Here is a 25,268-nt window from a genome sequence, read left to right as displayed (position 1 = left end):
CTCCTCGTTTCGCTCTCGATCATTACCATACCCCCCTAGGGTACTTTGTCAAACGGTCGCGCCGGCCTTGTCGGCGGCCGGGGTCCGCATGGTCGCCGCGGTGATGCCCGCCCCTGCCAGGGCGAGCACGCCCGCCCCCAGGAAGGCCGCGGAATAGCCGTCGGTCAGTGCCGAGGTATCTCCCAGCTCGCTCGCGCCGAACGCGGCGGCCACCGCCGTCATCGCGGCCAGTCCGAGCGCCGAACCCACCTGGTAGCTGACGTTGACGATGCCCGAGGCCAGCCCACCTTCCTCGGGTCGTGCCGCCGAGATAGCGGTGCCGAGCGAGGGAATGAAGGCCAGCGACATACCCCCCGCCGCTATCAGCGAGGCGGGCAGCACGTCGATCCAGAAGTTTCCGGTCGGCCGCACCAGCGACATCACCCCGAGGCCGAGACCGAGCACGATCAGGCCGGTGACGATCATCGGCTTGGCGCCGAAACGCTGCATCGCCTTCGGGGCGAGCACCACCATGCCGAGCATGATCAGCGTGGTCATCGGCAGTAGTGCCGCACCCGACGGGAACGCGCTGTACCCGAGCACCTGCTGCAGGTACAGGTTGAGGAAGAACCACATCGGCACCCACGCGGCGGCCAGCGCGAACTGGGCGAAGTTGGCGGCGGCCAGGTTCGGTGCGCGGAAGATGCTCAGCCGCATGAGCGGCTCGCCGCGCCGGGACTGGATGGCGACGAAGCCGGCCAGCAGCGCGGCGGCCAGCGCCAGCACACCCGAGGTCTCGCCCGAAGCCCAACCGACCTCCGGTGCCTGCACGATCGCGTACACCGCGGCCGCCAAACCGGCTGTCACAGTGACGGATCCGGCGATATCGATGGACCCCTTGCGCGCCGGAGCGGCGGGCATCAGCAGCGGCACGGCGATCAGCGCCAGCACGGCGATCGGAATGTTGATGTAGAAAACCCAAGGCCAGCTGATGTATTCGGTGATCACACCGCCGAGGAACACGCCCGCGGTGCCACCGGCGGGCGCGGCCGCGCCGTACACGGCGAGCGCCTTGGTGAGCTCCTGGGGCGAGCCGCCGAACAGCATCATCAGCAGCGTGAGCGCGGAAGGCGCGATCAGCGCCGCACCACCACCTTGGATCGCCCGACCGGCCAGCTCGACGCCGACAGTGCCCGCGGCACCGGCGATGACGGAGCCGACGCCGAGCACCACCCAGCCCGCGGCGAATACCCGGCGAGCGCCGAGTAGGTCGGAGAGCCTGCCGCCGAGCAGCAGCAGACCGCCGAACGCCACCACGTAGGCGTTGAACACCCACGTCAGATTGCCCGGCGTGAATCCGAGTTCGGCCTGCATCTTGGGCAGCGCGATCCCGATGATCGAGGTGTCCATGATGACCATGAACTGCGCGGCGGCGATCACCGCCAGCGCCCACCACTTCCGGGTGGATTGCGATTGCGTAGTCACGACTTTCGTCCTTTCGAGCGGGGTGTGTCCCGTGCTCGGTACCATACCCCCCTAGGGTATTAATGTGTCAAGCAAAAACCCGGCTCGCGTGATGGTGCGAGCCGGGTCTGAGTGCTGCCCCGAGGTGTGCCCTGGGATTTAGCCGGCGTGGAGGTTGCGCGCCGTGGGGGAGGTCGGTGTCGTGGCCGGGTCGGGGGCGGTGCCGAGGAGGCGGTCGGCGGTGCCGGAGGTGGTCACGGTGAACCAGTAGTGCTCGTTCTTGTAGTGGTGGTGGCGGTGGTTACGCCAAATAGCCCGGTACAGGGCACGTTTCGGCTTGTAGTCGGTGTGGATCAGGTAGTGCGTCCACTCGTAGAGCAGGCCGAGTGTGGTGATGGTGAGCAGGAAGGTGAGGCCGAGGCCGGTGCGGGGGAAGGCCAGTAGGGCGATCGCGACCAGGGCGACGATCGTGAGCAGCAGCGACTTCGGCGGGATGAAGATCAGCGGGATGTCACGCGGGTCGACGTGGTGCTCGCGGTGTTTGCGGGCCAGCTCGCTGTCGAGAGTCAGCGGGCCGAGATGCCGTGGACGCCAGTGCAGCACGGTGACGTGGATGATCCACTCGATGAGCGGGAACGCGGCCAGAATCAGCACGGGGACAAGGGCATCGGTGAGCTGCCAGTCGCCGATGGCGATGCGGGTACCGGCTGCGACCACGAAGACCGCGGCGATCATCCAGGGTGACGGATGCCGGAGGAATTCGCGGGCCGCCTCGCTCAGGGGCATGCTGCGCCGGATCGACCGTGGCGAGCCTCGGTCAGGGGTTCGGCGGGTTTCGGTCGCACGGGATTCTTCGGAGTCGTGCGACGTCGTTGTCGGACGGTGATCGGTCATGTCATTCCTCGGGTGGATCATGCCCCGTCGAGGGCATGGATCAGGGCGGTGGTCGCCGGCCCGAGCAGTGCTCGAGCGGTGTCGGCGGCCCGTTCCGGCTCGCCCGCGGCGATCGCGGCGGCCAGGTCTCGATAGGCGACGCCATTGCCCACCTCGGCGGACATGATCGGCGCCAGCGCGGCCAAGGCGGGTTCGTAAGCGGCGCGCAGCATGGAATACATCAGCCGGAAGGCGATCGAATCGGCGAGGTCGAGGATGTGGTCCCAGAATTCGAGGGCGATCCGTTGCTGGGTGAGTGGATCCGATTCGGCGACAAGGGAATCGACGGATTCGCCCAACAGCGTGAGGTCGCTCGCGACGCGCGAATCGTCCGCACCGCGCGATCGAACCCGCGCGGCGGCCAGCTCGGCGATCTTCGGCCCGTTGTGCAGCCGCGCCTCGAGAATGCTGCGAGCGACCGCGGGATCGATCGAATCACCCCGAAGCAGCAGTCGCGGAAGCACTTCCAGTCCGGCGCTGCGCCGATAGTCGAGCACGGTCGTCGCCTCGCCTTGCCGAACGGCCACCAGCCCCGCCGCGGCCAACCGCTGCAACGCCTCCCGCACCGCGGGCCGCGACACCCCCAGCGCCTCGGCCAGCTGCCGCTCACTCGGCAGCGTGCTTCCCGCCGCCAATTCCCCGCCCAGCACTTCGGCGGCGATCTGTTCGAACACATCACCGGAAACCGAGCGCTTCACCACGGGAGTCCATGCCATACCTCGATGATGCGCCATCGGAGGTAAGAGGTCAAGTGGTCAGACCAGTTGGATCACGAAAGAAGGGTGGCAAAGCTACCTGGTGGTCTAGCTGGGGTCGGAGCCCCGGATGGCGGAAAGCCAGGTGAAGGTGGCGGCGGCGACCGTCGTGGTGGCGACGAACGCGCCGATTCCGCCGTTCATGACATAGACCCACAGCAGGCCGACGAGGGGAGCGCCGACCGCCTGCTGAATATCGAGGACCAGACGGCGGGCGATCCCGAACGTGGGCGGATCGATAGGGCGGGAGGGATTGTCCACGAGCTTGCCCGCCGGCTCGGTGGTGCGCACACGCCCCGAGGGGAAGAATCGCGTGTCCCCCGCGTGGATGGATCGGCCAGTCAGCTCCAGCTCGGCCGGAGTGAGCGTCGACAGCGCCGGCTCATAGAACACCGGCTGCCACACCATCCGATCACCACTGCTGATCTCCAGCCACGACCGGCTGACCAGCCGATACTGCTGCCGAACCCGCCTACCGCGCACAGCCCCTGTCGCAACAAGCCCGCTCGGGAAAACCCCGAAGGCAAGTCCGCCTTGATACGCGGTATAGGCGAGTACGGCGAGAGCGACCACGGCGAGCGCACTCAGCTGATCGACATCCGCGAACGGCACCCACACGGCGATCACCGCGAGGGTGCCGCTCGTGACGAGCAGCGGATAGGTGAGTGCGCGCGCCGGGCCGTCGCTCACTTCAGGAAGCCGACCTTGGTGTAGTCGGCGGTGGCGAGCCCGAACGCGCCGTAGTTCGCGAGATTCTCCCGCACCGCATACGTTCCCGAAGCCTGGTTCAGCGGAATCGAATAGCCTTCGGCGAAGATCATCTGATCGCACTGATTGGCGAGTTCGCGCGCCTTGTCGGGGTCGAGTTCGGCGATGGTCCGCTCGATCAGGGCATTGAGCTCCGGCGAACCGATCCGTGCCTTGTTGGACTGCAAGTTGTTCGGATCATAGGCGTAGATCTGCGGCAACGCGCCGAGCGGGAGATAGCTACCGCCCCAGCTGAATTGCGCCAGCTCGAAATTTCCCGGGTCGATCACGTCCTTGAAAAGTCCACTACCCGGCACAGTTTGGATGTTCAGCTTCACCCCGATCTGTGCCAGATTCTGCTGGACGATCTGTGCGGTCTGGACCCAACCGTCCTGCTGGTACATCACATCGCGGATCTCGAGGCGGCGGCCGTTCTTCTCACGCACGTCGCCGTTGAGCTTCCAGCCCAGGTCGTCGAGCATTTTCGCGGCCGCGGTCGGGTCGAAGGAGATGGGTGCCGAATTATCCTGGTACCCCTTCTGTCCGTTCATGAAGATGTGGTTGTTGAGCGGCTTCGGATCGTCGACTACGCCATTCTGGGACGCGTTGACGATGCCCTGACGGTCGATCGCTTTGGAGATAGCGATTCGCACCTGTGGATCTTCGAGCAGTGAACCCGGCGCGCCGTTGAACGTGATGTGCGACCAGCTGGGCTCCGGCGTGCGCCGCAGCACTACGCCGGCGGCCTGCTTCGCGCCGGTGACATTCTCGATGCCTGACATGTAGGCGATGTCGAGTTCGTTGTTCTGGATCGCGGGCAGCCACGCCGAACTGTCGAGCACGCTGAAGGTGATGGTGTCGAGCTTAGGGGTGGCGCCCCACCATGCCGGATTGCGGCTCAACGTGATTCGGTTCTGTCCACGATCGATCGCGCTGATCTGGAACGGACCCGCGCTCACCGCGAGCCCGTTGCGATCACGGTCGTTGAACGCGGCGGCGGACTCGGTGGTGGCCTTCGGATACAGCGGACTGAACTGACCCTGCCATTCGGCATAGGGCTGGGAGAAGGTGACGATCGCCTGCCGGTCGTCGACACCGCGCTCGACCTTCTCCACCCGCTCGAAGCCGCTGGTGGCTGTCATCAGATACGTCGTGTCACGTCCGCTCAGCGCCGCCGCCTGCGAACGCATGTCCTCCCAGGTGATCGGCGTCCCGTCGGTCCACACCGCCTTGGGATTGATCGTGTAGGTGACCTGCTGCGGGTTGTTGCCGGTGAGCTGGATATCGGTGAAGTAGTCGTGGTTGATCGCCAGTTCCCCGGCCGCATTGCTGGTGTATGCCACGGGCAACGTCGGTTCGATCACGTCACCGGTGCTCTCGGTGCCGCCGTCGACTTGCAGATAGTTGAACGACTCCGGGAACGAGCTCAACACCAACCGCAGATTGCCGCCATCACGCAGGTCCGCCACATCGTGGGGGTTGATGTCGTTGGTGCTGCCGATCGTGGCGGTGCCCGGTGTAACGGCGTTGTCGGAGGAACAGCCTGACAGGATCAGGCCGACCGCCACGCACGGAATGGCGAACTTGGTACCCAGCGAGCGAATTCGCATGGTGATCCTTCCTTTCCGCGCGTGGCGGAGAGTTACTTGACGAAGCCGACCTTGGTCGCATCTGTCGATGCGAGACCGAAGGCACCGTAGTTGGCTACCGTAGAACGCACCGCAATCGCGCCGGGTGACTGCACGATGGGGAGTGAGAACCCGATATCGAAGATCATCCGGTCGGCCTTGTTGGCGAGCTCGATGGCCTTTTCCGGGTCGAGCTCGGCGATGGTCTCTTCGACCAGCGCATTGAGTTCAGGGGTTCCGATTCGGCCCTTGTTGCTCAGCCGGTTGTTCGGATCGTAGGCGTAGATCTGCGGCAATACGCCGAGCGGCAGAATGCCACCGGACCAGCTGAACTGGACGATATCGAAGTTGCCCGGGTCGACGACATCTTTGAACAGACCGTTACCCGGCACGGTGCGGATATTCAGCTTCACACCCACTGCGGCCAGATTCTGCTGAGCGATCGTGGCGATCTGCACCCAGGCGTCCTGCTGGTACATGACGTCGGTCAGCTCGAGCTTTCGCCCGTTCTTCTCCCTGACCTCACCATTGAGCTTCCAGCCCAGGTCGTCCAGCATCTTGGCGGCTGCAGCAGGGTCGTAGGACAATGGGGCGGAGTTGTCCTGGTAGCCCTTCTGGCCCTTCATGAAGATGTGGTTGTTCAGCGGCTCCGGCTTCTCTACCAAGCCGTTCTGGCGTGCGTTCGCGATCGTCTGTCGGTCGATCGCCTTCGAGATCGCGACCCGCAATTGCGGATCCTCGAGAATCGCACCCGGGGCGCCATTGAAGGTGAAGTGCGAGTAGGTCGTCGATGGCGCGCGCCGCACAACCAGCCCCGGCGAACCGGCCGCAGTCTTCACTTCCTCGATGCCGGAAATGGAAGCCGCGTCGAGTTCGTTGTTCTGCAGGGCTGCCATGCGCGCGGAGTAGTCGAGCACGGCGAAGGTGATCGTATCGAGCTTGGGCGTATTGCCCCACCACTTGGGGTTGCGATTCAGCGTGATGCGCTGTTGGGCGCGGTCGATCGCGCCCACCATAAACGGACCTGCGGATACAGGCAGACTATTGCGTGCCCAGTTTTCGAACGTGGCAGGTGATTCGGTGGATGCCTTCGGATAGAGCGGGTTGAACATGCCTTTCCACTCGGCGTAATGCTTGGCGAAGGTGACCACGGCCTGGCGATCGTCGACGCCGCGCTCGACCTTCTCCACCCGGTCGAATCCGTCGGTGCCGCGGACCTGGAACGCGACGTCCTTGCCGCTCAGTGCCTGCGCCTGGGAGCGCATGTCCTCCCAGGTGATGGGAGTGCCGTCAGACCATACTGCCTTCGGATTGATGGTGTAGGTCACCTGTTGCGGCGCGGTGCCGGTGAGTTGGATATCGGTGAAGTAATCGTGGTCGACCGACAGCTCACCCGCCGCGTTCGACGTGACCGTGCCCGGCAGCGTCCATCCGATGACTGCCGAGACATCGGCACTCGCGTCCACATGGTCCGAATTGAAGGTTTCAGGGAAAGCAGTCAGCGCCAGGCGGAAGTTGCCACCGTCCTGGACTTCACTGACATCCTTGGGATTGATGTCGTTCACGGCACCGATGGAATCTGCGCCGATCTGCGAACTGTCATCGGACGCACAACCACCAATCGCCAACGTCATAGCGAAAACGGGCACCGCGATGCGGAAACCTGCCTGGCGGAGCCGCCTGGCGTACGTAGCTGTGGTCATTTCGTGAATCCGATCTTCGTGTAGTCGTACGTTGCCAACCCGGGGGAGCCGATGTTGGCGAGGGTGGTGCGGGCGCCGAAGCTGCCGTCGGACTGCATCAGGGGGAGGGAGTGGCCTTCTTCGAATACCTGGCGGTCGACCTGGTTCGCGAGGGCGATGGACTTTTGCGGATCCAGTTCGGTGAGTGTGCGTTCGATGAGCGCGTTGAGTTCAGGGGATCCGATGCGACCGAAGTTGCCTTGGAGGTCGTTCGGGTCGTAGTAGTAGATCTGGCGCAGGCTGGCGAGGGGGAAAGGGTCGCCCTGGAAGATGAACTGCGCGGCATCGAAATCGCCGGGCTGGATGACATCGGTGAAATAGCCTGTGGCGGGCTTGGTATCGATGGTGAGTTCGACGCCGATGGTGGCCAGGTTCTGCTGGATGATCTGCGCGATCTGGACCCAGGTCGGATCGTTGTACATGACGTCGCGGATAACGAGCTTGCGACCGTCCTTGGTGCGGCTGTCGCCGGTGCGGACCCAGCCGAGGGCATCGAGTTCGCGCGACGCTGCGTCCGGGTCGTAGCCGAGGCTGTTGTCCTGGTAGCCCTTTTGGCCCTGGAGAAAAACGTGGTTGTTCAGCGGCCGGGGGTTTTCGACGAGTCCGTTCTGGATGGCCGAAACGATGCCCTGCCGGTCGATCGCCTTCGAGATCGCCACGCGGACAGCCGGATCGGCGAGAATCGAACCGGGCGCGCCGTTGAAGGTGATGTGGCGCCAGCGATTACCGGGAGCCCGGCGGATGACCAGGTTCTCCGTGCCGCCGACTGTCTTCACGTCGTCGATGGTGGCGAGCTGGGCGAGGTCGAGTTCGTTGTTCTGCAAAGCCTGTACCCACGAGGTGCGGTCGAGCACGCTGTAGGTGATGGTGTCGAGGACCGGCTTGTCGCCCCACCATTTCGGGTTGTGGCCCAAGACGATTCGGCCTTGCGATCGGTCGGTGTTCGTGACGGCGAACGGACCAGCCGTGAGGCTGATCGCATCGACGAGGCTGGTGTTGAAGGCTTCCGGCGTGCTGGTCACCGACTTGGGGTACAGAGTGCTGTTACCCGCGAACTGGCCCCGCCAGTCGGCGAAGGGCGTGCTGAAGGTGAGGACCGCCTGGCGGTCATCGGTGCCACGCTCCACCTTCTCGACGAATTCGAAGCCGTTGGTGATCGCGATCAGGTAGCGCTTGTCCCGGCCGCTGAGCGCGTTCGCCTGGGCGGCGATATCTTCCCAGGTGATGGGCGAACCGTCCGACCACACCGCACTCGGGTTGATCGAGTACGTCACTTGCATCGGGTCGGTGCTGGTCAGCGCCACATCGGTGAAATAGTCGGTGTCGACACTGAGCTGGCCCGCCGCATCGATCTCGAAAGAGCGCGGCATCATCGGGCGCACGATCTCGGCGATCTCGGCTTCGTTTCCGTCGTTGGACAGCGTGTTCCAATTCGCCGGGTACGAGGTGGTCGCCAAGCGCAGGTTGCCGCCCTCGCGCAATTCATCGACACCCTTGGGGTTGATGTCGCTGGTGGACCCGATCGCATCGCTCAGCCCGGTCGCGGACTCGTTGCCACTCCCACAACCCGCCACGATCATCCCGGCCGCCACCACCACGGCAGCACATCGCAATCGGGCCCTGCGGCCTGCTTGCATTCGACGGGTTCTCATGGCGCCTCCTCTTTCGGCTGGACCGACGTTCTCAGCCGCTGACGACGGGTTCCGGTACGGCCGCGATGAGCGAGCGCGTGTATTCGTGCTGCGGATCGGCGAAGATCTGCTCGGCCGGACCGGATTCGACGATCTTGCCCTGCAGCATCACCGCGATGTCGTGGGCGAGGTTGCGCACCACCGACAGGTCGTGGGAGACGAACAGGTAGGACAGTCCGTGCTCGGCCTGGAGGTCGCGCAGCAGGTTGAGGACGCCGGCCTGGATCGACACGTCCAGCGACGAGACGGGCTCGTCGAGGACCAGCAGCTGGGTGTCGAGGGCCAGCGCGCGGGCGATGCTGATGCGCTGCTTCTGGCCGCCGGAGAAGTCCGAGGGGTAGCGATCGGCGTGCTCGGGACGCAACCCGACCTGCCGCAGCAACTCCGGCACCCGCCGGTTGACCTCGTCGCGCGACCGGCCGTCGATGCGCAGCGGCTCGGCCAGGACGTCGAAGATCGGCAGGCGCGGGTCCAGCGACGAGCTGGGGTCCTGGAAGACGATCTGCATCCTCCGGCGGATCTCGCGGGTGCGCGCCTTGGTGAGGGTGGCGACGTCGTTGCCGAGCACCTCGATGCTGCCCGACTGTGGGGGCGCCAGGTCCATGATCTGCGACAGGGTGGTCGACTTGCCCGAACCGGATTCGCCGACCAGCGCCAGGGTGCGGCCCGCGCGCACGGAGAAGCTGATGCCGTCGACCGCACGGACCTCGCCGGTGCGGCGGCGCAGCAGCACCCCGGAGGTGAGGGGGAAGGTTTTCACCAGGTCGGTGACGCGCAGGACCACGTCGTCGTCGGTGCGGTCGGGGTGCGCCGGGGCCGGGATCTCCTTGCGGTAGGCCTCGAAGAGCTGGTGCGTGCCGACCTCGGCGGTGCGGATGCAGGCGACCGAGTGACCGGGGCTCACCTTCTCCAGCGGAGGTTCGGCGGCGGTGCAGTCGCCGATCGAGACCGGGCACCGTGGCGCGAACGAGCAACCGGGCGGCAGGGCGTGCATGGCGGGCGGGGCGCCGAGGATCGGGATCAGCGGGGTGCGCGGCGGGCCGTCCATGCGCGGGATGGAGCCGAGCAGGCCGACGGTGTACGGCATGCGCGGCGCCGCGAAAAGTTCTGCGACCGGTGCGGTTTCGACGACCTTGCCCGCGTACATCACCGCGACCCGGTCGGCGACGGTGGCCGCGATGCCCATGTCGTGGGTGATCATGATGACGCCCGCGCCGGTGATATCGCGCGCCTTGCGCAGCAGCGCGAGGATCTGGGCCTGCACCGTCACGTCGAGCGCGGTGGTCGGTTCGTCGCAGATGATCAGCGCGGGATCGTTGGCGATGGCCATGGCGATCACCACGCGCTGTCGCATACCGCCGGAGAACTCGTGCGGGAACGCCCTGGAACGGGCCCTGGCATCGGTGATGCCGACGAGTTCGAGCAGCTCGATGGCCCGCTCGCCTGCCTCCTTGCGGCTCATCTCGCCGTGCGCGAGCAGGGCTTCCGCGATCTGATCACCGATCCGATACACCGGTGTCAGCGCGGAGAGCGGATCCTGGAACACCATGCTGATCGAGGAACCGCGCAGCTTCGACATCTGCTTGTCGCCAAGGCCCAGCAGTTCGCGGCCGCGCAGGCGCACCGATCCCTGCACCCGTGCCTGGTCGGGCAGCAGGCCGATCACCGCGAGCGAGGACACCGACTTGCCCGAACCGGACTCGCCGACGATGGCGAGCACCTCGCCGTCGGCGACGGTGTAGTTCACCCCACGCACCGCCTCGACGCGGCCTTCCTCGCCGGGGAACGAGACCCGCAGGTCGGTGACCTCGAGCAGGGGTGCGGTCGACGCGGTCATCGCTTCTCGGCTTTCTTCAACTCCACCTGCGCCTGGTCCTTGTGCTCGGCGACCTCCTTGCGCGACTTGCGCGCACCGCGGGCACCGGGGTCGAACGCGTCACGCAGGCCGTCGCCGACCAGGTTGGCGGACAACACGATCGTGATCAGCAGGCCACCGGCGAACAGGAACAGCCACGGATAGGTGAGCGCCGATTTGGTGCCCGCCGCGATGAGTGAACCCAGCGAGACGTCCGGCGGCTGCACACCGAAACCCAGGAAGCTCAAACCGGTTTCGGCGCCGATCGCCGCGCCGACGGCCAGTGTGGTGTCGATGATCAGGATCGAGGCGATGTTCGGGATGATGTGACTGAGGATCACCGTGCGAGTCGGTGCGCCCATATACCGCGCGGCGCGGACGAATTCGCGGTCACGCAGACTCAAGGTGAGGCCGCGGACGATGCGGGCGGCGATCATCCAGCCGAAGACGCTCAGCAGCACGATCAGGATCGCGATCGATCCGGATCCCTTGGTGCGCGGCGCGAACAGCGCGATGATGATGAAACTGGGGACCACCAGCAGCAGATCGACGAACCACATGATCGCGCGGTCGGTCCAACCGCCGAGCAGCCCGGCCACCGCACCCGCTGTCGCGGCGATGACGCTGGAACAGATCGCCACGCAGAAGCCGATGATCAGTGACTTCTGCAGGCCGCGCATGGTCTGGGCGAGCACGTCCTGACCGATCTGCGTGGTGCCGAACGGGTGCTCGAGGCTCGGCGGTTTCAGCAGCGCCTTGTAGTCCATCTGCTGGTAGTCCCACGGCAGCAGTGGCGGCAGCGCGAAACTGGCGACCAGCAGCACCACCAGGACCACCGCGCCGACCACAGCGGGCTTGTTGCGCAGGAAACGGCGCCACACCAGTTTGCGACGCCCGGCGGCGGCGACCTCGGGTGCGCCGACGGCGATGAGTTCGGTTTCGGTCATGAGACACGCACCCTCGGGTCGAGCAGGGCAAGGACGACATCGGAGAGCAAGCCCGACACCAGCACCACCAGGCCGGCGAACGCCGTCACCGTCACCACGACGTACAGGTCCTGGGCGTTGATCGAATCGACCAGCCATTCGCCGACACCGTGCCAGCCGAAGATCTTCTCGACGAAGGTGGCGCCGGTGATCAGGCCGCCGAGGCTGTAGGCGAACAGGGTGGCCATCGGAATCAGCGCGGTGCGCAGGCCGTGCTTGTACAGGGCGCGATTACGGCTGAGGCCTTTGGCTCTCGCTGTTCGGATGAAGTCGCTCTGCAGTACGTCGAGCATGGCGTTGCGCTGGTAACGGCTGTAGCCGGCCATGCCGTAGAGCGCCAGCGCCAGGGTCGGCAGCACCAGATGTTGTGCGCGGTCGACCATTTCGTTCCAGAAACCGTTGACCTGAGTGGCCGACGTCTCGCCGGTGTAGAGGAAGATCTGTGAACCGGTCATCGTATTGATCTGCAGCGCACCGTATTTCAGCAGTGTTGCCAGCAAGAAGATCGGTGTCGAGATGATCAGCAGCGACAGCACCGTCGAGAAATAGTCGCTGAACTTGTACTGCCGGATCGCCCCCGCCGCACCGATCAGCACGCCGAGCACGGTGCCGATGACGGAACCGAGAATCAGCAGCCGCAGACTCACCGCGACCCGCCTGCCCAGTTCCTCGCTCACCGGCTGCCCGGCCAGGGTGGTCCCGAAATCCCCTTGCACGACGCCGCCGAGCCAGGTGAGATAGCGCTGCGGGATCGGCTCGTCGAGATGCAGCTGGTCGGCCTTCGCGTCGATCACCGACTGCGGCGGGCGTGGGTTGCGCTGCTCGAGGCTCTCGAGCGGGTTGAACGTGAGTGATGCGAGGCTGAACGTCAGAAATGATGCCAGCAGAAGGAGCACAACGTAGTTGAGTGTGCGCCGCAACAAGAAGCCGGTCATCAGTCCCCTCTGGATCGGGTAATCAGGCCCTGATCATAGGGACAGTCCGGCGTCCCCGCGTGGCGACGTGCGGCAGGATAGATGGGATGACGCACCTGCACCCGAAACCGCTGCTGGTGGCCAGCGACGTCGACGGCACCCTGATCGACGATTCCGACAAGATCTCGGCGCGCACCAAGGCGGCCGTCGGGGCCCTCGTCGCCGACGGCGCCACCTTCGTGCTCGCCACCGGCCGCCCGCCGCGCTGGATCGACCCGGTCGTCAGTGAGCTCGAGTACGCACCGCTCGCCATCTGCGGAAACGGCGCGGTCATCTACGACAGCGCCACCGATCGGGTGCTGTCGAGCCACACCCTCGACGTCGAGACCCTGAGCTGGCTGGCCGACATCGCCGAGCACGCGCTGCCGGGTTGCGGCCTGGCCACCGAGCGGGTCGGGGCCAGCGCGCACGACGCCGTGACCCCGCAGTTCGTCAGCTCACCGACATACGAACACGCCTGGCTCAACCCCGACGACACCGTCGTCTCACACGCCGAGGTGATCGACTCACCCGCGATCAAAATGCTCATCCGGCTCAGTTCGGCCCGCAGCTCCGACATGCGCGCGGCGCTGGCCCCGCTGATCGGCGACCGCGCCGAGATCACCTACTCCACCGAGAGCGGGCTGATCGAGCTGGCGGTGCCCCAGGTGACGAAGGCGTCCGGGCTGGCCGAGGTCGCGCGCCGGATCGGCGCCGAACACTCGTCGATCGTCGCCTTCGGCGACATGCCCAACGATGTCCCGATGCTGGCGATGGCCGGGCACGGCGTCGCGATGGGCAACGCCCATCCCGAGGCCCGGGCCGCGGCCGACGAGGTGACCGGCAGCAATATCGACCACGGTGTGGCGATGGTCCTCGAACGCTGGTGGCGCTAGCCGAGCGGCGCACCCCGTATGTCTCTACCCGAAGGGGCCCGCCCTGATCTGGACTGACCGGAGGGTGCGACGAAGGAGTACCCGGAGGGAGGGAAGATCAGGGGCCCGAAGGGCCCCGCTCGAGCGCGCCAGCGCTCCAAATAAACGGCCGGTGCCCCTCGCTCGGAGGGTGCACCGGCCGTTCTTCGCCGTGACCGGGGGTTAGCCGATCGGGGCGGGTTCGGGAGCCGGCGGGTCTGCCGGAACCTGCTCGAGGGGGATCTGTTCAGCGGATGCAGGTGGGGCCTGTGGTTCGGCGGGGACTTGCGGGTCGGCCGGAGCCGGGGCAGGCACCGCCAGTCCGAGCGTCGGGGCGGTAGGCGCCTGACCCGGCTTCGGTGGACCGTTCATTTCCTGCTTGTAGGTCTCGTCGTAGGTCTTCCAGAACGTCGTGACGATGCCCGTGAGCTCGTTGAGCACCAGCGAACCGTGCTGGAAGTCGGTGCGTAGACCGTTCGGGACGAGGTAGGAACTCGCGGTCGGCAGGCCGAGGACGCCCGAATCGGCGCCCAGGCTCAGATACTTGTCGAGAATCGCGCCGACCACCTCGAATACCTGACCGCCCTCGCCCGAATAGACGAAACCGTGGGCGAACTTCGCGTACTGACGGCCCTGCGCGCCCGAGATCAGGTCCGATTGCGGTGCGCCGAGCGGACCGTCGACCCCGCCCTTGGCCACCCAGTGCTTGGCGATCGCGTTGTCGACGGACAGGCCGAGGAACTTGTCCACCATCGCGCCCAGTTCGGCCATATTGCCCTGCGGTGCACGGGCTTGCTGGCTCGGCGGGCGGTTCACCGTCGGGGGCGAGGTGTAGGTGCCGGAATTGCCCGCCGCGATTCCGCGGATGCGATCCATCAGCGCGTAGGCGGCGTCACCGGGGCAGTCGGTGTTGCCGACATCGCGGTGCGCGAACACCACCGGCAGATCGACCGCTTCGTCCTGGGCGTAGGGCGTGAACTCGGTGCCCTCGGAGTACATCGTGGTCGTGCCCTTGGGATCGATTCCGGCGAGCTTGGCCCGCCAGCCGATGAACTTGCCGATCGCGTTGATCGCCTCGTTGCTCGGCTCCTCGTTCTCGTAGTTGCCCATCAGCGCCACACCCGCGGTGTTCTCGTTGAAACCGCCCGCGTGCGCGCCCTGGACCGCGCGGTCGAGGCCGCCGTAGCGGCCCTCGAAGATCTGGCCGTACTGGTCGACCAAGGCGTTGTAGCCGACGTCGCACCAGCCGAGCGTCTCGGCGTGATAGGCGTAGATCGCGCGGACGATGCCCGCGGATTCGGAGCGGCTGTAGTCGTTGCGACCGGCCGTGTGGTGCACGGTGATGCCGCCGACGCCGTCGTCGTAGGTGGGTTCCTCGCAGCGGATCGACTCGTCGGCACCCCACTGCGCGCGGGTGATGACCTTCGGTCCGCCACCGGGCAGCGCCGCGGCGACGTCGTTGAGCGCGGCATCGATCGCGGCCCGCCCCGGATTGATCAGGACGGCCTTGAGCGCGGCCTCGGTGAGGTGGGCCGGGTCGTGGTCCGGGCCCGCGGTGGGCTTGCGGGTGACCAGCATCTGCACCGCGGTGGTCTCGCCGACGTAGATCGGTTCGGTGCCGGTCGGTGCGTCGGCCGGGGTCTGATCGGTGGCCCTGGTATCGACCGGATCGGCGTTGTACCAGGGGCCCCAGTTGCCGTCGAGCTGGCGAGCTCGCAGCTTGGTGGTGGTGTTCGCCATGTCGCGGGCGGTGACGGCGACCATGCTGAACGGGGTGTCCTGGGTGAGTTCCTTGACCTGCGCGCCCACCTGATCGATGACGTCCGCGCCGACCGCGCCCGGCGAGAGGGCGGGAGTGTCGGGGGTCGTGCCGGGTTCGAGATTTTCCGGGTCGGCGATGAATTTGGCTCCGCCGGAACGGCTTTGGGAGACCGGGGCACCGGTCGGAGGCTGGGCGGCGGGCGCCGGTGCGGCCGACGTCGGCGTGGCCCCAGCGGGAGCTTCGGGTGCGCCCGGAGCTGGTTGCGCTGGAACCGGCGCGGCCGGGGCAGCCTGAGCTTGGGCCGGGGCCGGCGCGGCAGGAGCCGCTGGGGCCTGGGTGGCCGCGCCCCCTGGTGCCGGAGCGGGCGCGCCCGGAGCGGGCGGTTGGGCTTGCGGTGTCGCGGCCGGTGGCGCCGGCGGCGCGGTCGGGACCGATGTACTCGGGACCGGTGGGCGCGCAGGCGTTGCGGCCCCGGGTGCCGCGGCGCCCGGGGCGGCCTGCTGCGTCGGGGTGGGCTGCGGCTTCGTCGGCAGCTGCGGCAGCTGGATCTCGGTGGGCAGCGCCACGCCCGGGGGCACCGGCAATCCCGGGGGGATCGGGATCGAGCTCGGCAGCTGCAACATGCGCAGGTCCGAGAGGTGCAGGTCGGGCAGATCGAGGCCGGTCAGGTCACGCAGCGGGACCGTGATGTCAGGAGCCGTGGTCAGCGCGACCTCGGCCAGCTGCGTCGGCACGGCCGCGACCTGGGAATCGTTCGCGCTGCGGTAGTCGGTCGAGTCGCTGAGGGCGAACGCGCCGATCGGTGCGGCGACAACAAGGGTCGTGACCACCGGGAGCACGTAGGAACGTTTCGGCTTTCGGTATCGCACGTGCGACTCCTATCGGGTCGAGCTCGTGTTTTTCCGCGCATGTGATGCTTGCTTCCTCTAACCTCACGCATCACACTAGTTAACATACGTCACACATCTCAACCTCAACTCGAGACTTATGTGATTGCTCGAATGTAGCCCTCGGAGCCCGCTAGGCGACGACGACATGCCGACGCGAGCTCCGCCGGTCGAACCGCGAAACCGTGGGAGCGCAGTATGAGAGCGGACACCAAGATCACCCGCAGTACCGGCCGTGGCACCCGTCGCAGGGCTGTGCCGATGATCCGGACCGTGCCGCTGCCGGTGCTGGTCAGCGGAACTGTGCTGGCGATGGCCGGGGCGATCGGGCTGTGGCAGATCGCCCCGGGACAGATCACGCCTACCGCCGGTGCCGGACACGGTCGCGGCATGAGTCAGGTCGGGGCTTTCGACAACGCGCGGGCGGGCTGGACGGCCGAGGAGATTCTCGGGCACTACTACCCCGGGGCTGATCTCGGGCAAATCGGCCCCACAACGATCGGTGTCCGGCTCCAGGCGCAGGACGACGCCACCCTCGACACCTTCGCCGCCGCCGGTGCGCAGGTCGCCGGTCGCACGATCGGACCCGGCGACGCCGCCCATCTCACCCCGCTGCCCGACGGCGGGGCGAGCGTGGTGGTGACCGCGGGCTGCGACGGCGAAGTTCTGTGGCAGGCCGCGACCGACGATCCGTTCGTCTACCCGGTCGGCGCCGGTGCGGGCAGACCCGCCGACGAACATCTGACCCTCTGCGGCGGCACCGCCTACCGTGGCGCACTCGGGGTGGCGCTCGAGGGCGAGTCCTTCCGCACCGTCAACCAGGTGGACCTCGACGACTATCTAGCCGGCGTACTACCCGCGGAAATGCAGGCCAACTGGGCAGACCAGGGTGCCTTCGAAGCCTTACGCGCACAGGCGATCGCGGCCCGCTCCTACGCGCTCGCCGAGAGTCGCTACGCCTACGCGCAGACCTGCGACACCACCGACTGCCAGGCGTATCCCGGTACGGTGAAGGAGGATTCGCGTAGTACCGAAGCCGTCGCCGCCACCACGGGCACGGTGTTGCTGCGTGACGGGCAGATCCTGCGCTCGGAATACTCGGCGGCGCCGGATGGCGGCAGGCCCGCCGACATCCAGACCTTCGAGGTCGGACCGGCACCCAGCGAACTCGTCGAATCCGCGCCCGCCCCCGCCCCCGTGGTTCCCGCGACACCCGCACAGCCGGATCTGACCATCGAGGCGCTGGCGGGTGAGTCGGTGATCGACACCGAGTACCGGCGGATCGGCGGTGCGGGCAGTTCGGTGGGCGAGCCGATCGGTCCGGAAATGCTGTTGCCGCAACGGGCGGGCACGTATCGGCTGTACACGAACGGTGTGATCGTCGCGACGAAGACGCTCGGCGCGCAGGTCGTCGACTTCTCCACGCTGCTCCAGCTCGTTCCGGACGCGGGTGACCAGTTGCCCGCGACGGCCTCGGGCCGGCCCACCCTGAAGATGCCGGAAGGCAATGTCCCCCAAGCTGTTGCACCGGGCAATCCCCAGGGAGTGCAGTTCCCTACGGATGCCGAGGTCAGGGGCGAGCCGGTACACGGTCCGGTGAATCCCGCTGCGCCCGGCGCACACGATGGGGCACTGAACGGCCCGGCCGCCGTACCCGGCGCGCACAATGGGGTTCCGCACGGCCCAGCCGCCGTTCCCGGCGTGAACGACGGGGAGTAGACGGACCGAACGTACGGGTCGGGTCAATCGAGCGTTGTGTCGTCCAGCGCGACGGCCAGGGTGCGCAACAGGTCGGCGAGCTGCTCGCGGTCCGTGGCGCCGAGGGCGGAGAGCAGGCGCTGCTCGTTGGCCACATGCAGCGGCAGCAGCCGGTCGACGAGCTCGCGGCCCTCTGCGGTGAGCTGCACGAAGACCGAGCGCCGATCGTCGGGGGAGGGGACGCGTCGGACCAGGTTCTTCGCGGCCAGGCGGTCGATGCGGTTGGTGATGGCCCCCGAGGTGACCATGGCGGCGCGGTTGAGCGCACCGGCGGTGAGGCCGGTCTCGCCGCCGGAGCGGCGCAGCGTGGCCAGCACGTCGAACTCCCAGAATTCCAGGCCATGACCTGCGAAGAAGCGTTTCAGATCCTGTTCGAGGACGCGCGAGAGCCGGGTGATCCGGCCGACGATCGCCATCGGTGACACGTCGACATCCGGGCGTTCGATGTTCCAGTGCTCGGTGATCAGGTCGACCGCGTCGCGCATCTGTTTTTCCTCTCGGTTGAAACTCTTAACGTTCATCTACTTGACGCAGAGATACCTAGGCGGGTAGATATTTCAACGTTGAGATTATCAATCAGGAGTGAACATGACGACCGCAACCCGCCCCACCGGCTACGTGGGCACCCTCGCGCTCACGGCTCTCACCCCGATCGTGTGGGGCTCCACCTACGCGGTGACCACGGAATTCCTGCCCCCGGACCGGCCGCTGTTCACGGCGCTCATGCGCGCGCTCCCCGCCGGATTGATCTTGCTCGCGCTCACCAGGGTGCTGCCGCACGGCAAGTGGCTGGGTCGGGCCGCGGTACTCGGCGTGCTCAATATCGGCGCGTTCTTCCCGCTGCTCTTCCTGGCCGCGTACCGGCTGCCCGGTGGTGTCGCCGGGGTGCTCGGCGCGGTGGCGCCGATGTTCGCGCTCGGATTCGCGGCGGTGCTGCTGGCCGAAGCGCCGACGCGGCGCAAGGTGATCGCGGGTGTCGTCGGGGTGTTCGGTGTCTCGCTGGTCGTGCTCCGCGGCAGCGCTGAGCTCGATCTCCTCGGTGTGGTCGCCGGTCTCGCCGGTGCGGCCTCGATGGGCGCGGGAACTGTGCTCACCAAGAAGTGGGGGCGTCCGGACGGTGTCGGCCCGCTGGCGATGACCGGGTGGCAGCTCACCGCGGGCGGGCTGTTCATCGTGCCGCTCGCCCTGCTGATCGAAGGCGCGCCGCCCGCGCTCGACGGAGAGGCCGTCGGCGGCTACCTGTACCTCGGCATCATCGGCACCGCGCTGGCCTACTGGCTGTGGGTCCGCGGAATCTCGCGGGTGCCTGCGACTTCGGTGTCCTTCCTCGGTCTGCTCAGTCCGGTGTCGGCCGCGGTGATCGGCTGGATCGCGCTGGGTCAGGCGCTGACCGCGCTGCAGATCGTCGGTCTCGGTGTCGCGCTCGCGGCTACCGTCTTCGGACAGATGCCGTCCAAGTCTGTCGGCGTCCCCGTTGGAGATGTTGCGGGAGAACAGGATTCGCCTGCGGATGCGGTGCCGGATCCGGCCGGGCGGCACGGTGATGCCGAGGCGGCCGTGAATTCGGTTGCACCGAAGCTGATTCCAGCGCCGGTTCGGGTCTGACCGCTGATCAGGTCAGCCGCGCATCGCCTGCATCAACTGGTCCTCGGTGAGGGCCGGAACCGGCAGGGGGTGCGCGGCTTTCGCGCGTAGGCCGTCGAAGATGAGGGCGAGATTGCGTCGCCAGAGGTCGGGGGCGACGGTGCTGGTGGCGGCGAGAACGCTGATGTGGGACCAGGTGATGAAGGCGATGTCCTCGAGGGTCCAGTCCGGGCGAAGGGCGCCGGCTTGCTGGGCGCGGACGATGATGCGGCGCATGAGGCTGTGGCCGTATTCGCGTGCGCGTTCGACGGCGGCGCTGGGGGGATTTCGCAGCGCGAGGTCGCCGAGAATGCGGTCGGACGCCTGGAGTTCGCAGATCTTCTCGACCAGGAAGACGAACGACTCCCACGGGTCGGTCATGTCGAGTGCCTGTTCGGCGACCCGGCCGCCCGCTTCCAGCCGGTCGGCCACGGCGGCGGCGATCAGTGCGTCGCGGGTGGGGAAGCGGTTGTAGAGGGTGCCGATCGCGACGCCCGCGTGGGCGGCGATGTCCTTGAGCGGAGCGTCGAGCCCGCGTTCTTCGAAGATCTCGCGGGCCGCCGTCACCAGCGCGACGCGGTTGCGCTCGGCGTCACTGCGCAACGGCTTGTCCTCGGGCATCCGCTGATCCTACAAATCCGGTGTCCGAAATATCTTGAGCATGGGTTCAACTTAGTGCTACGTTCGGCATAACTTGAACCAACACTCAACTTAGGGGTATCTGATGAGTACGCTCGCGATCTTCGGCTACGGACCAGGACTCGGCGCCGGGACAGCACGACACTTCGGCCGCAACGGTTTTCGGGTCGCGGTGATCGGACGCGACCCGGTAGAACGCGCCGCGGCGCTGCGGGCGGAGGGCATCGACGCCGAACCGTTCATCGCCGACGTCACCGATCCCGCGCAAGTGCTCGACGTGATCGGCCGGGTCGAGGAGAAGCTGGGGCCGATCGACGTCGCGCTGCATGCGGCGGCCGCCGATATGTCGGTGCGCAGCGCCACGACCATCGACGTCGACCTGCCGTCCCTCGCCCTGCCGATCGCGCTCAAGGTGCACTCGCCGATCCTGCTCACCCGCGCTCTGCTGCCCGCGATGCTCGCCCGCGGCAGTGGCACGCTGCTGTTCACCTCCGGCGCCTCCGAGGAGCATTTGCAGCCCTACCTGGCCAATGTCGGGGTCGCGTTGGGGGCCCAGCGCGCCTACGTGCGGCAGCTGGCACGCGAAGTGGACGGCACCGGCGTCTATGTCGGGCTGTTCGCCATCGGCTCGCTCATCGAGAACAGTGCGGTCCAGTCGGTCATCGATGCCAACCCCGACCTCGTGCCCGCCGGGCTGGTGCTGCCGCGGATCGGCAATGCCGAGCTCGGCGCGCGGTTGTGGCAGATGTACACCGAGCGCGACACGGTCGAAGTCGAGGTCGGTTTCGCCTCTTGACATTGACGTAGCGTCAACTTGCACAGTGGAGGTACCGACGAGAAAGGAGCAGGTCATGGTGGGTGAATGGGCCATTCAGGACCTCGCGAAGGCCGCGGGAACCACCAGTCGTACGTTGCGCCACTACGGGCAGCTCGGGCTGTTGGAGCCGAGCCGGATCGGGGCCAACGGCTATCGCTACTACGGCCAGACCTCTCTTGTTCGGCTGCAGCGAATTCTGCTGCTGCGCGAACTCGGCCTCGGCCTTCCCGTGATCGCCGAGGTCCTCGCCGGGGAACAGGACACCGCCGGTGCGCTGCGCACCCATCTGGCACTGCTTCGGCAGCAGCAGGATCGGGTGGCGCGACAGATCGAATCGGTGTCGACCACTCTGCACAAGACGGAAAGAGGTGAACCACTCATGGCCGCAGAGGTTTTCGATGGTTTCGACCACACGCAGTACAAGGACGAAGTCACCGAGCGCTGGGGTAAGGAGGCCTACGAGAGCGGCGATCGCTGGTGGCGTTCGCTGACCGAGGCCGAGAAGAAGGGCTTCCAGCAGACCCAGCTCGACATCGCCACCGACTTCGGAAAGGCCTTCACCGCAGGACTTCCCGTGGAAGGCGACGTCGTCCAGGCGATCGTCACCCGGCATCGCGCCTGGCTCGGCGTCGGCACACAGGGCAAGGCGGTATCGAACGAATACCTGCTCGGCCTCGGCGAAATGTACGTCGCCGACCCTCGCTTCCGGGGTAACTACGACGTGCACGGCCAGGGCGTGGCCGAGTACATCCTCGAAGCCTTCCGCGCTTACGTCGCAGCTCATCCCGCCTGAGCGGTTGACGGGCGCACGATCGGGTAGTGAGGTGACAATCGCCCACACCGTGCTCGATCGGGCGTCGCGCCGTATAACTGACGGCGACGTCGAGAAATAGCGGGGGCAGTGGTGGAACAGGTGCGGCCGGAGCGGCCTTCGCGTGCGGTGACCGCGCTGATCGCGGGCTGGCTCGGGGTGCTGGTCGGCGCGGCGGGAATCTTCGTCGGCACGGCGACCGCCGTACTCCGGGTGCTCGGGCGCGAGATCGACCTCGACTACGTGGGCGCGGGGATCGTCGGCGGGCTCGGGGTGGTGTATCTGCTCGGGGCGGTGCTGCTGTTGCGTCGGCGGATGCTCGGCAGGCGAATGCTGCTCACCATGGCCGCGGTGATGGCGGGGGCGACGTTGCTGGTCGTCGTGCTCAACGGGGCCGGTCACGGCTGGCGGTTCGGGCCGCTGGACGCGTGGCTGGCGCTCAACGTGGTGATCCTCGCGCTCAGCCTGAGTGAGCCGACGCGGCGCTGGACCATCACGCGATAGGGCGTAGCGGTGGCGGTCGGCTCGACGCGCGTGCTTCTCGAACTCGGTACGTCGCGGCTGATGGCGCTACGGTCGGGGGATGGTCGTGCTGGAGACGAAGTCGAAGAGCGGTGAGGTGGCGGCGATCGTCGCCGGGTGCCTCGCGGGGATCGCCGCCGCGGCGAATCTGGTGGGTGCGGTGGTTCTCGTGCGGTCGTTCCTGAGCGATCCGGGCGAACTCGACGACTCGCTCACGCTGTTCGCCACGCTCGGCGGGCTGGTGTCGATGTTCGCGTTCGCTTACGGCGGCCTGCTGCTGGCGCGCAGGGACGACACCGGGCGCTGGGTGATCGTGGTCGCAGCCGGCGCACAGCTCGCCCTCGGGGCGCTCGGCCTGCTCGCCGCGCTCGTGAACTACGACTCCGGGTACGGAATCCACTGGTTCGCCGACGAACCCGTCATCCGCTCGATTGCGACCGGCCTCGGCGGGGTACCCGGCGCGGTGACGGCGATCGTGAATCACAGTTGGGCGGCGGCACTTTCGGGCGCGCTGTTCGGTGGGCTCGTGCTGTTGTCCGCGGCACTGCCGTGGACCGCGGCCTACACACTCGCTCGCCCGGACGATGTTGCCGGACCGAACGTATAGTTTCAGCAGGTCAGCATTGCCGTGGAGGGTGCTGCGAGGCCGGGAAACGAGTTAGCGGCTTCAGGGACAGCTCGTCAGGAGGGGGAACACGATGGGGTATCCGTACGGTCCACAGCAGGGCCATGACCCGTACGCGGGGCAGGGGTATGCGCAACCCGGTTACGGACCCGACCCGTACGGCGGTCAGCCGGGCTATCCGCAACCCTACGGCGCACCCGTCCAAAACGGTTATGGCGCACCGGCTTACGGCGCCGCGCCCTATCCGTACGCTCCGGGCTACGGTGAGCCGCGAGCGGGCGGCGGCACGGCGATCACCGCCGCGGTCATCTCACTGCTGCTGTCACTGCTCGCACTGGCCGGCCTCGGTATCGCCGCGGCGATCCTGTTCGGCGAGAACACCGGAAGTGCCGCCGGGGACGAGGTTCGATCCGCGGCGACCGTCAGCCTGCTGATCGGTGCCGCGGTGGGCCTGCTGTGGTTGCTCGGCGCGATTCTGCTGTTCCGCCGCAAGACCGCGGGCCGGGTGATCCTCATCCTGCTGTCCACGCTTGCCCTGGTCTTCAGTGCGATTTCGATCGTAGCGGCGATCTCGACCGGGTCGGAAGAGCCGGCGGTCACCCTGGTCGTCGGGATAATCACCAGCATCATCCCCCTGCTGATCCTGGTTCTGGCGGCCGCTCCGTCCACGGGCCGCTGGATCCGGGCAGGGCGGCCGGGCGGTTATCAGCAATACCCGCAGTACTGACGGTCGGCGCCGGCGGCTCGGTGCCGGCCGCCGCGCTGTCCACCGGTCGCTGGGTACGGGCCGAGTGACCCGGCGGATACCCGTTTCAGGGGTACTGACCCGGTCTGCTGGGCCGGCGCCTTCCTGAAGGATGGATCGGCCCTGGTCAAGGCGTGGTCGGAGACTCCGCCGGGACAAACGGTGGTCTTCCGATACGCTGGGCACCCGTGACCGCCGCATCGTCCTCGGGTAACTCCGTCAACGCAGATTCCAATGCCCCGGCAAACCAGTACGACCTGATCGTGGTCGGCTCCGGTTTCTTCGGGCTGACCGTCGCCGAGCGTGCAGCGAACGTGCTGGGCAAGCGGGTATTGGTGATCGACCGCCGCTACCACCTGGGTGGCAACGCCTACTCCGAACCCGAACCGGAAACCGGTATCGAGATCCACAAGTACGGCGCCCACCTGTTCCACACGTCCAACAAGAAGGTCTGGGACTACGTCACCCAGTTCACCGAGTTCACCGGGTACCAGCACCGGGTGTTCGGGCTGCACAAGGGTCAGGCGTACCCGCTGCCGATGGGCCTCGGCATGATCTCGCAGTTCTTCGGCCGCTACTTCACCCCGGAAGAGGCTCGCAAGCTCATCGCCGAGCAGGCCGCCGAGGTCGAATCCGCCGACGCGCAGAACCTCGAGGAGAAGGCGATCTCGTTGATCGGCCGCCCGCTCTACGAGGCGTTCATCCGCGACTACACCGCCAAGCAGTGGCAGACCGACCCGAAGGAACTGCCCGCGGGCAACATCACCCGCCTGCCGGTGCGCTACACCTTCGACAACCGCTACTTCAACGACACCTACGAGGGTCTGCCCAAGAACGGCTACACGAAGTGGCTGGAGAACATGGCCGCCTCCGACCTCATCGAGGTCAGGGTGAACACCGACTGGTTCGACGTGCGTGACGAGATCGTCGCGGCCAACCCGGAAGCACCCGTCGTCTACACGGGCCCGCTGGACCACTACTTCGACTACGCCGAGGGCGAATTGGGCTGGCGCACCATCGACTTCGAGACCGAAGTCCTCGAGACCGGCGACTACCAGGGCACCAGCGTCATGAACTACAACGACGCCGACGTCCCGTTCACCCGCATCATCGAGCCGCGCCACTTCCACCCCGAGCGCGACTACCCGACCGACAAGACGGTCATCATGCGCGAGTTCTCCCGCTTCGCGCAGACCGGCGACGAGCCGTACTACCCGATCAACACCCCCGAGGACCGCGCCAAGCTGCTGGCCTACCGCGAGCGGGCCAAGCAGGAGACCGCCGAGAAGAAGGTGCTGTTCGGCGGCCGTCTGGGGACCTACCAGTACCTGGACATGCACATGGCGATCGGTTCGGCGCTGAGCATGTTCGAGAACGTGCTGCGTCCGCACCTGGAATCCGGCGCGGCATTGGTGGACGAGGCGTGACGAAA

Annotated in this window: 22 protein-coding genes; 9 read left to right on the top strand and 13 right to left on the bottom strand. The window is 66.9% G+C overall.

The genetic code is table 11. The features are described 5' to 3' along the window. Positions 1–48 precede the first annotated feature (48 nt). The 10 genes from ACFVVI_RS17340 to ACFVVI_RS17295 form a co-directional block, all read right to left on the bottom strand. Positions 49–1,464 (bottom strand): MFS transporter, encoded by a 1,416-nt coding sequence (locus ACFVVI_RS17340; protein ID WP_387445979.1) that lies wholly within the window; start codon positions 1,462–1,464, stop codon positions 49–51. Between the two features lie 138 nt (positions 1,465–1,602). Next, complete coding sequence (locus tag ACFVVI_RS17335) at positions 1,603–2,229, bottom strand: sterol desaturase family protein (RefSeq protein WP_387446173.1); 627 nt, start codon at positions 2,227–2,229, stop codon at positions 1,603–1,605. A gap of 125 nt (positions 2,230–2,354) precedes the next feature. Then, positions 2,355–3,092: a FadR/GntR family transcriptional regulator gene (locus ACFVVI_RS17330; protein WP_387445978.1), complete on the bottom strand. Its 738-nt coding sequence runs from the start codon at positions 3,090–3,092 to the stop codon at positions 2,355–2,357. An 87-nt stretch (positions 3,093–3,179) separates the two neighbouring features. Beyond that, on the bottom strand, positions 3,180–3,821 hold the full coding sequence (locus ACFVVI_RS17325; RefSeq protein ID WP_387445977.1) for a hypothetical protein: 642 nt from the start codon (positions 3,819–3,821) through the stop codon (positions 3,180–3,182). Further along, the gene (locus ACFVVI_RS17320) at positions 3,818–5,488 is read right to left on the bottom strand and encodes an ABC transporter family substrate-binding protein (RefSeq protein ID WP_378989474.1); all 1,671 of its coding nucleotides are present in this window, start codon (positions 5,486–5,488) and stop codon (positions 3,818–3,820) included. The genes ACFVVI_RS17325 and ACFVVI_RS17320 overlap by 4 nt, the downstream gene beginning before the upstream one ends. 32 nt (positions 5,489–5,520) lie before the next feature. Beyond that, positions 5,521–7,209, bottom strand: coding sequence for an ABC transporter family substrate-binding protein (locus tag ACFVVI_RS17315; RefSeq protein ID WP_378989475.1), 1,689 nt, complete (start codon positions 7,207–7,209; stop codon positions 5,521–5,523). After that, positions 7,206–8,900: an ABC transporter family substrate-binding protein gene (locus ACFVVI_RS17310; protein ID WP_387445976.1), complete on the bottom strand. Its 1,695-nt coding sequence runs from the start codon at positions 8,898–8,900 to the stop codon at positions 7,206–7,208. The genes ACFVVI_RS17315 and ACFVVI_RS17310 overlap by 4 nt, the downstream gene beginning before the upstream one ends. A 31-nt stretch (positions 8,901–8,931) precedes the next feature. After that, positions 8,932–10,776 (bottom strand): ABC transporter ATP-binding protein, encoded by a 1,845-nt coding sequence (locus ACFVVI_RS17305; RefSeq protein ID WP_387445975.1) that lies wholly within the window; start codon positions 10,774–10,776, stop codon positions 8,932–8,934. Next, positions 10,773–11,741 (bottom strand): ABC transporter permease, encoded by a 969-nt coding sequence (locus tag ACFVVI_RS17300; RefSeq protein WP_378989479.1) that lies wholly within the window; start codon positions 11,739–11,741, stop codon positions 10,773–10,775. The genes ACFVVI_RS17305 and ACFVVI_RS17300 overlap by 4 nt, the downstream gene beginning before the upstream one ends. Beyond that, positions 11,738–12,715, bottom strand: coding sequence for an ABC transporter permease (locus ACFVVI_RS17295; protein WP_378661275.1), 978 nt, complete (start codon positions 12,713–12,715; stop codon positions 11,738–11,740). The genes ACFVVI_RS17300 and ACFVVI_RS17295 overlap by 4 nt, the downstream gene beginning before the upstream one ends. An 86-nt stretch (positions 12,716–12,801) precedes the next feature. On the opposite strand from ACFVVI_RS17295, the gene ACFVVI_RS17290 reads away from it, so the two are divergent. Continuing rightward, positions 12,802–13,629: an HAD family hydrolase gene (locus tag ACFVVI_RS17290; protein ID WP_387445974.1), complete on the top strand. Its 828-nt coding sequence runs from the start codon at positions 12,802–12,804 to the stop codon at positions 13,627–13,629. A gap of 201 nt (positions 13,630–13,830) precedes the next feature. On the opposite strand, the gene ACFVVI_RS17285 is transcribed toward ACFVVI_RS17290, so the two are convergent. Further along, a complete protein-coding gene (locus ACFVVI_RS17285; RefSeq protein ID WP_387445973.1) occupies positions 13,831–16,278 on the bottom strand; it encodes an N-acetylmuramoyl-L-alanine amidase in 2,448 nt (815 codons plus the stop codon). A gap of 216 nt (positions 16,279–16,494) precedes the next feature. On the opposite strand from ACFVVI_RS17285, the gene ACFVVI_RS17280 reads away from it, so the two are divergent. Continuing rightward, entirely contained in the window at positions 16,495–18,015 is a 1,521-nt protein-coding gene (locus ACFVVI_RS17280) for a SpoIID/LytB domain-containing protein (protein WP_387445972.1), read from the top strand. A 23-nt stretch (positions 18,016–18,038) separates the two neighbouring features. On the opposite strand, the gene ACFVVI_RS17275 is transcribed toward ACFVVI_RS17280, so the two are convergent. Next, positions 18,039–18,539, bottom strand: a complete 501-nt coding sequence (locus ACFVVI_RS17275) for a MarR family winged helix-turn-helix transcriptional regulator (RefSeq protein WP_378989483.1) — start codon at positions 18,537–18,539, stop codon at positions 18,039–18,041. A gap of 103 nt (positions 18,540–18,642) precedes the next feature. Here ACFVVI_RS17275 and ACFVVI_RS17270 point away from each other — a divergent pair, with 103 nt between their 5' ends. Next, positions 18,643–19,659 carry an EamA family transporter gene (locus ACFVVI_RS17270; RefSeq protein ID WP_387445971.1) on the top strand — a complete coding sequence of 339 codons (1,017 nt, stop codon included), beginning with the start codon at positions 18,643–18,645 and terminating at the stop codon, positions 19,657–19,659. A gap of 12 nt (positions 19,660–19,671) precedes the next feature. Here the strand turns inward: ACFVVI_RS17270 and ACFVVI_RS17265 are convergent, their stop codons facing one another. Continuing rightward, entirely contained in the window at positions 19,672–20,298 is a 627-nt protein-coding gene (locus ACFVVI_RS17265; RefSeq protein WP_387445970.1) for a TetR/AcrR family transcriptional regulator, read from the bottom strand. A 103-nt stretch (positions 20,299–20,401) separates the two neighbouring features. Here ACFVVI_RS17265 and ACFVVI_RS17260 point away from each other — a divergent pair, with 103 nt between their 5' ends. From ACFVVI_RS17260 to glf, 6 genes are all read left to right on the top strand, one after another. Then, the gene (locus ACFVVI_RS17260) at positions 20,402–21,112 is read left to right on the top strand and encodes an SDR family NAD(P)-dependent oxidoreductase (RefSeq protein ID WP_387445969.1); all 711 of its coding nucleotides are present in this window, start codon (positions 20,402–20,404) and stop codon (positions 21,110–21,112) included. Between the two features lie 55 nt (positions 21,113–21,167). Next, the gene (locus ACFVVI_RS17255; RefSeq protein WP_387445968.1) at positions 21,168–21,926 is read left to right on the top strand and encodes a MerR family transcriptional regulator; all 759 of its coding nucleotides are present in this window, start codon (positions 21,168–21,170) and stop codon (positions 21,924–21,926) included. 111 nt (positions 21,927–22,037) lie between these two features. Then, a complete protein-coding gene (locus ACFVVI_RS17250; RefSeq protein WP_378989488.1) occupies positions 22,038–22,448 on the top strand; it encodes a hypothetical protein in 411 nt (136 codons plus the stop codon). Positions 22,449–22,527: 79 nt separating this feature from the next. After that, positions 22,528–23,073 (top strand): hypothetical protein, encoded by a 546-nt coding sequence (locus tag ACFVVI_RS17245; protein ID WP_378989489.1) that lies wholly within the window; start codon positions 22,528–22,530, stop codon positions 23,071–23,073. Between the two features lie 91 nt (positions 23,074–23,164). Continuing rightward, positions 23,165–23,818, top strand: coding sequence for a hypothetical protein (locus ACFVVI_RS17240; RefSeq protein ID WP_387445967.1), 654 nt, complete (start codon positions 23,165–23,167; stop codon positions 23,816–23,818). A gap of 206 nt (positions 23,819–24,024) precedes the next feature. Beyond that, positions 24,025–25,263: a UDP-galactopyranose mutase gene (gene glf / locus ACFVVI_RS17235; protein WP_378989491.1), complete on the top strand. Its 1,239-nt coding sequence runs from the start codon at positions 24,025–24,027 to the stop codon at positions 25,261–25,263. Positions 25,264–25,268: the final 5 nt, after the last annotated feature.

It is taken from the genome of Nocardia sp. NPDC058114, from assembly GCF_042884695.1.
Taxonomy (GTDB): Bacteria; Actinomycetota; Actinomycetes; order Mycobacteriales; family Mycobacteriaceae; genus Nocardia.
Note: the sequence above shows the minus strand (reverse complement) of the source record. Positions and strands in the feature narration are given on the sequence as shown.

Excerpts from the sequence above, each read along its gene's own strand:
- ACFVVI_RS17300 (WP_378989479.1), bottom strand. The coding sequence starts at position 11,741 with ATGACCGAAACCGAACTCATCGCCGTCGGCGCACCCGAGGTCGCCGCC.
- ACFVVI_RS17295 (WP_378661275.1), bottom strand. The coding sequence starts at position 12,715 with ATGACCGGCTTCTTGTTGCGGCGCACACTCAACTACGTTGTGCTCCTT.
- ACFVVI_RS17310 (WP_387445976.1), bottom strand. The coding sequence starts at position 8,900 with ATGAGAACCCGTCGAATGCAAGCAGGCCGCAGGGCCCGATTGCGATGT.
- ACFVVI_RS17275 (WP_378989483.1), bottom strand. The coding sequence starts at position 18,539 with ATGCGCGACGCGGTCGACCTGATCACCGAGCACTGGAACATCGAACGC.
- ACFVVI_RS17335 (WP_387446173.1), bottom strand. The coding sequence starts at position 2,229 with ATGCCCCTGAGCGAGGCGGCCCGCGAATTCCTCCGGCATCCGTCACCC.
- ACFVVI_RS17280 (WP_387445972.1), top strand. The coding sequence starts at position 16,495 with ATGAGAGCGGACACCAAGATCACCCGCAGTACCGGCCGTGGCACCCGT.
- ACFVVI_RS17245 (WP_378989489.1), top strand. The coding sequence starts at position 22,528 with ATGGTCGTGCTGGAGACGAAGTCGAAGAGCGGTGAGGTGGCGGCGATC.
- ACFVVI_RS17260 (WP_387445969.1), top strand. The coding sequence starts at position 20,402 with ATGAGTACGCTCGCGATCTTCGGCTACGGACCAGGACTCGGCGCCGGG.
- ACFVVI_RS17255 (WP_387445968.1), top strand. The coding sequence starts at position 21,168 with ATGGTGGGTGAATGGGCCATTCAGGACCTCGCGAAGGCCGCGGGAACC.
- ACFVVI_RS17305 (WP_387445975.1), bottom strand. The coding sequence starts at position 10,776 with ATGACCGCGTCGACCGCACCCCTGCTCGAGGTCACCGACCTGCGGGTC.
- ACFVVI_RS17320 (WP_378989474.1), bottom strand. The coding sequence starts at position 5,488 with ATGCGAATTCGCTCGCTGGGTACCAAGTTCGCCATTCCGTGCGTGGCG.
- ACFVVI_RS17290 (WP_387445974.1), top strand. The coding sequence starts at position 12,802 with ATGACGCACCTGCACCCGAAACCGCTGCTGGTGGCCAGCGACGTCGAC.
- ACFVVI_RS17240 (WP_387445967.1), top strand. The coding sequence starts at position 23,165 with ATGGGGTATCCGTACGGTCCACAGCAGGGCCATGACCCGTACGCGGGG.
- ACFVVI_RS17330 (WP_387445978.1), bottom strand. The coding sequence starts at position 3,092 with ATGGCATGGACTCCCGTGGTGAAGCGCTCGGTTTCCGGTGATGTGTTC.
- ACFVVI_RS17315 (WP_378989475.1), bottom strand. The coding sequence starts at position 7,209 with ATGACCACAGCTACGTACGCCAGGCGGCTCCGCCAGGCAGGTTTCCGC.
- ACFVVI_RS17270 (WP_387445971.1), top strand. The coding sequence starts at position 18,643 with ATGACGACCGCAACCCGCCCCACCGGCTACGTGGGCACCCTCGCGCTC.
- ACFVVI_RS17265 (WP_387445970.1), bottom strand. The coding sequence starts at position 20,298 with ATGCCCGAGGACAAGCCGTTGCGCAGTGACGCCGAGCGCAACCGCGTC.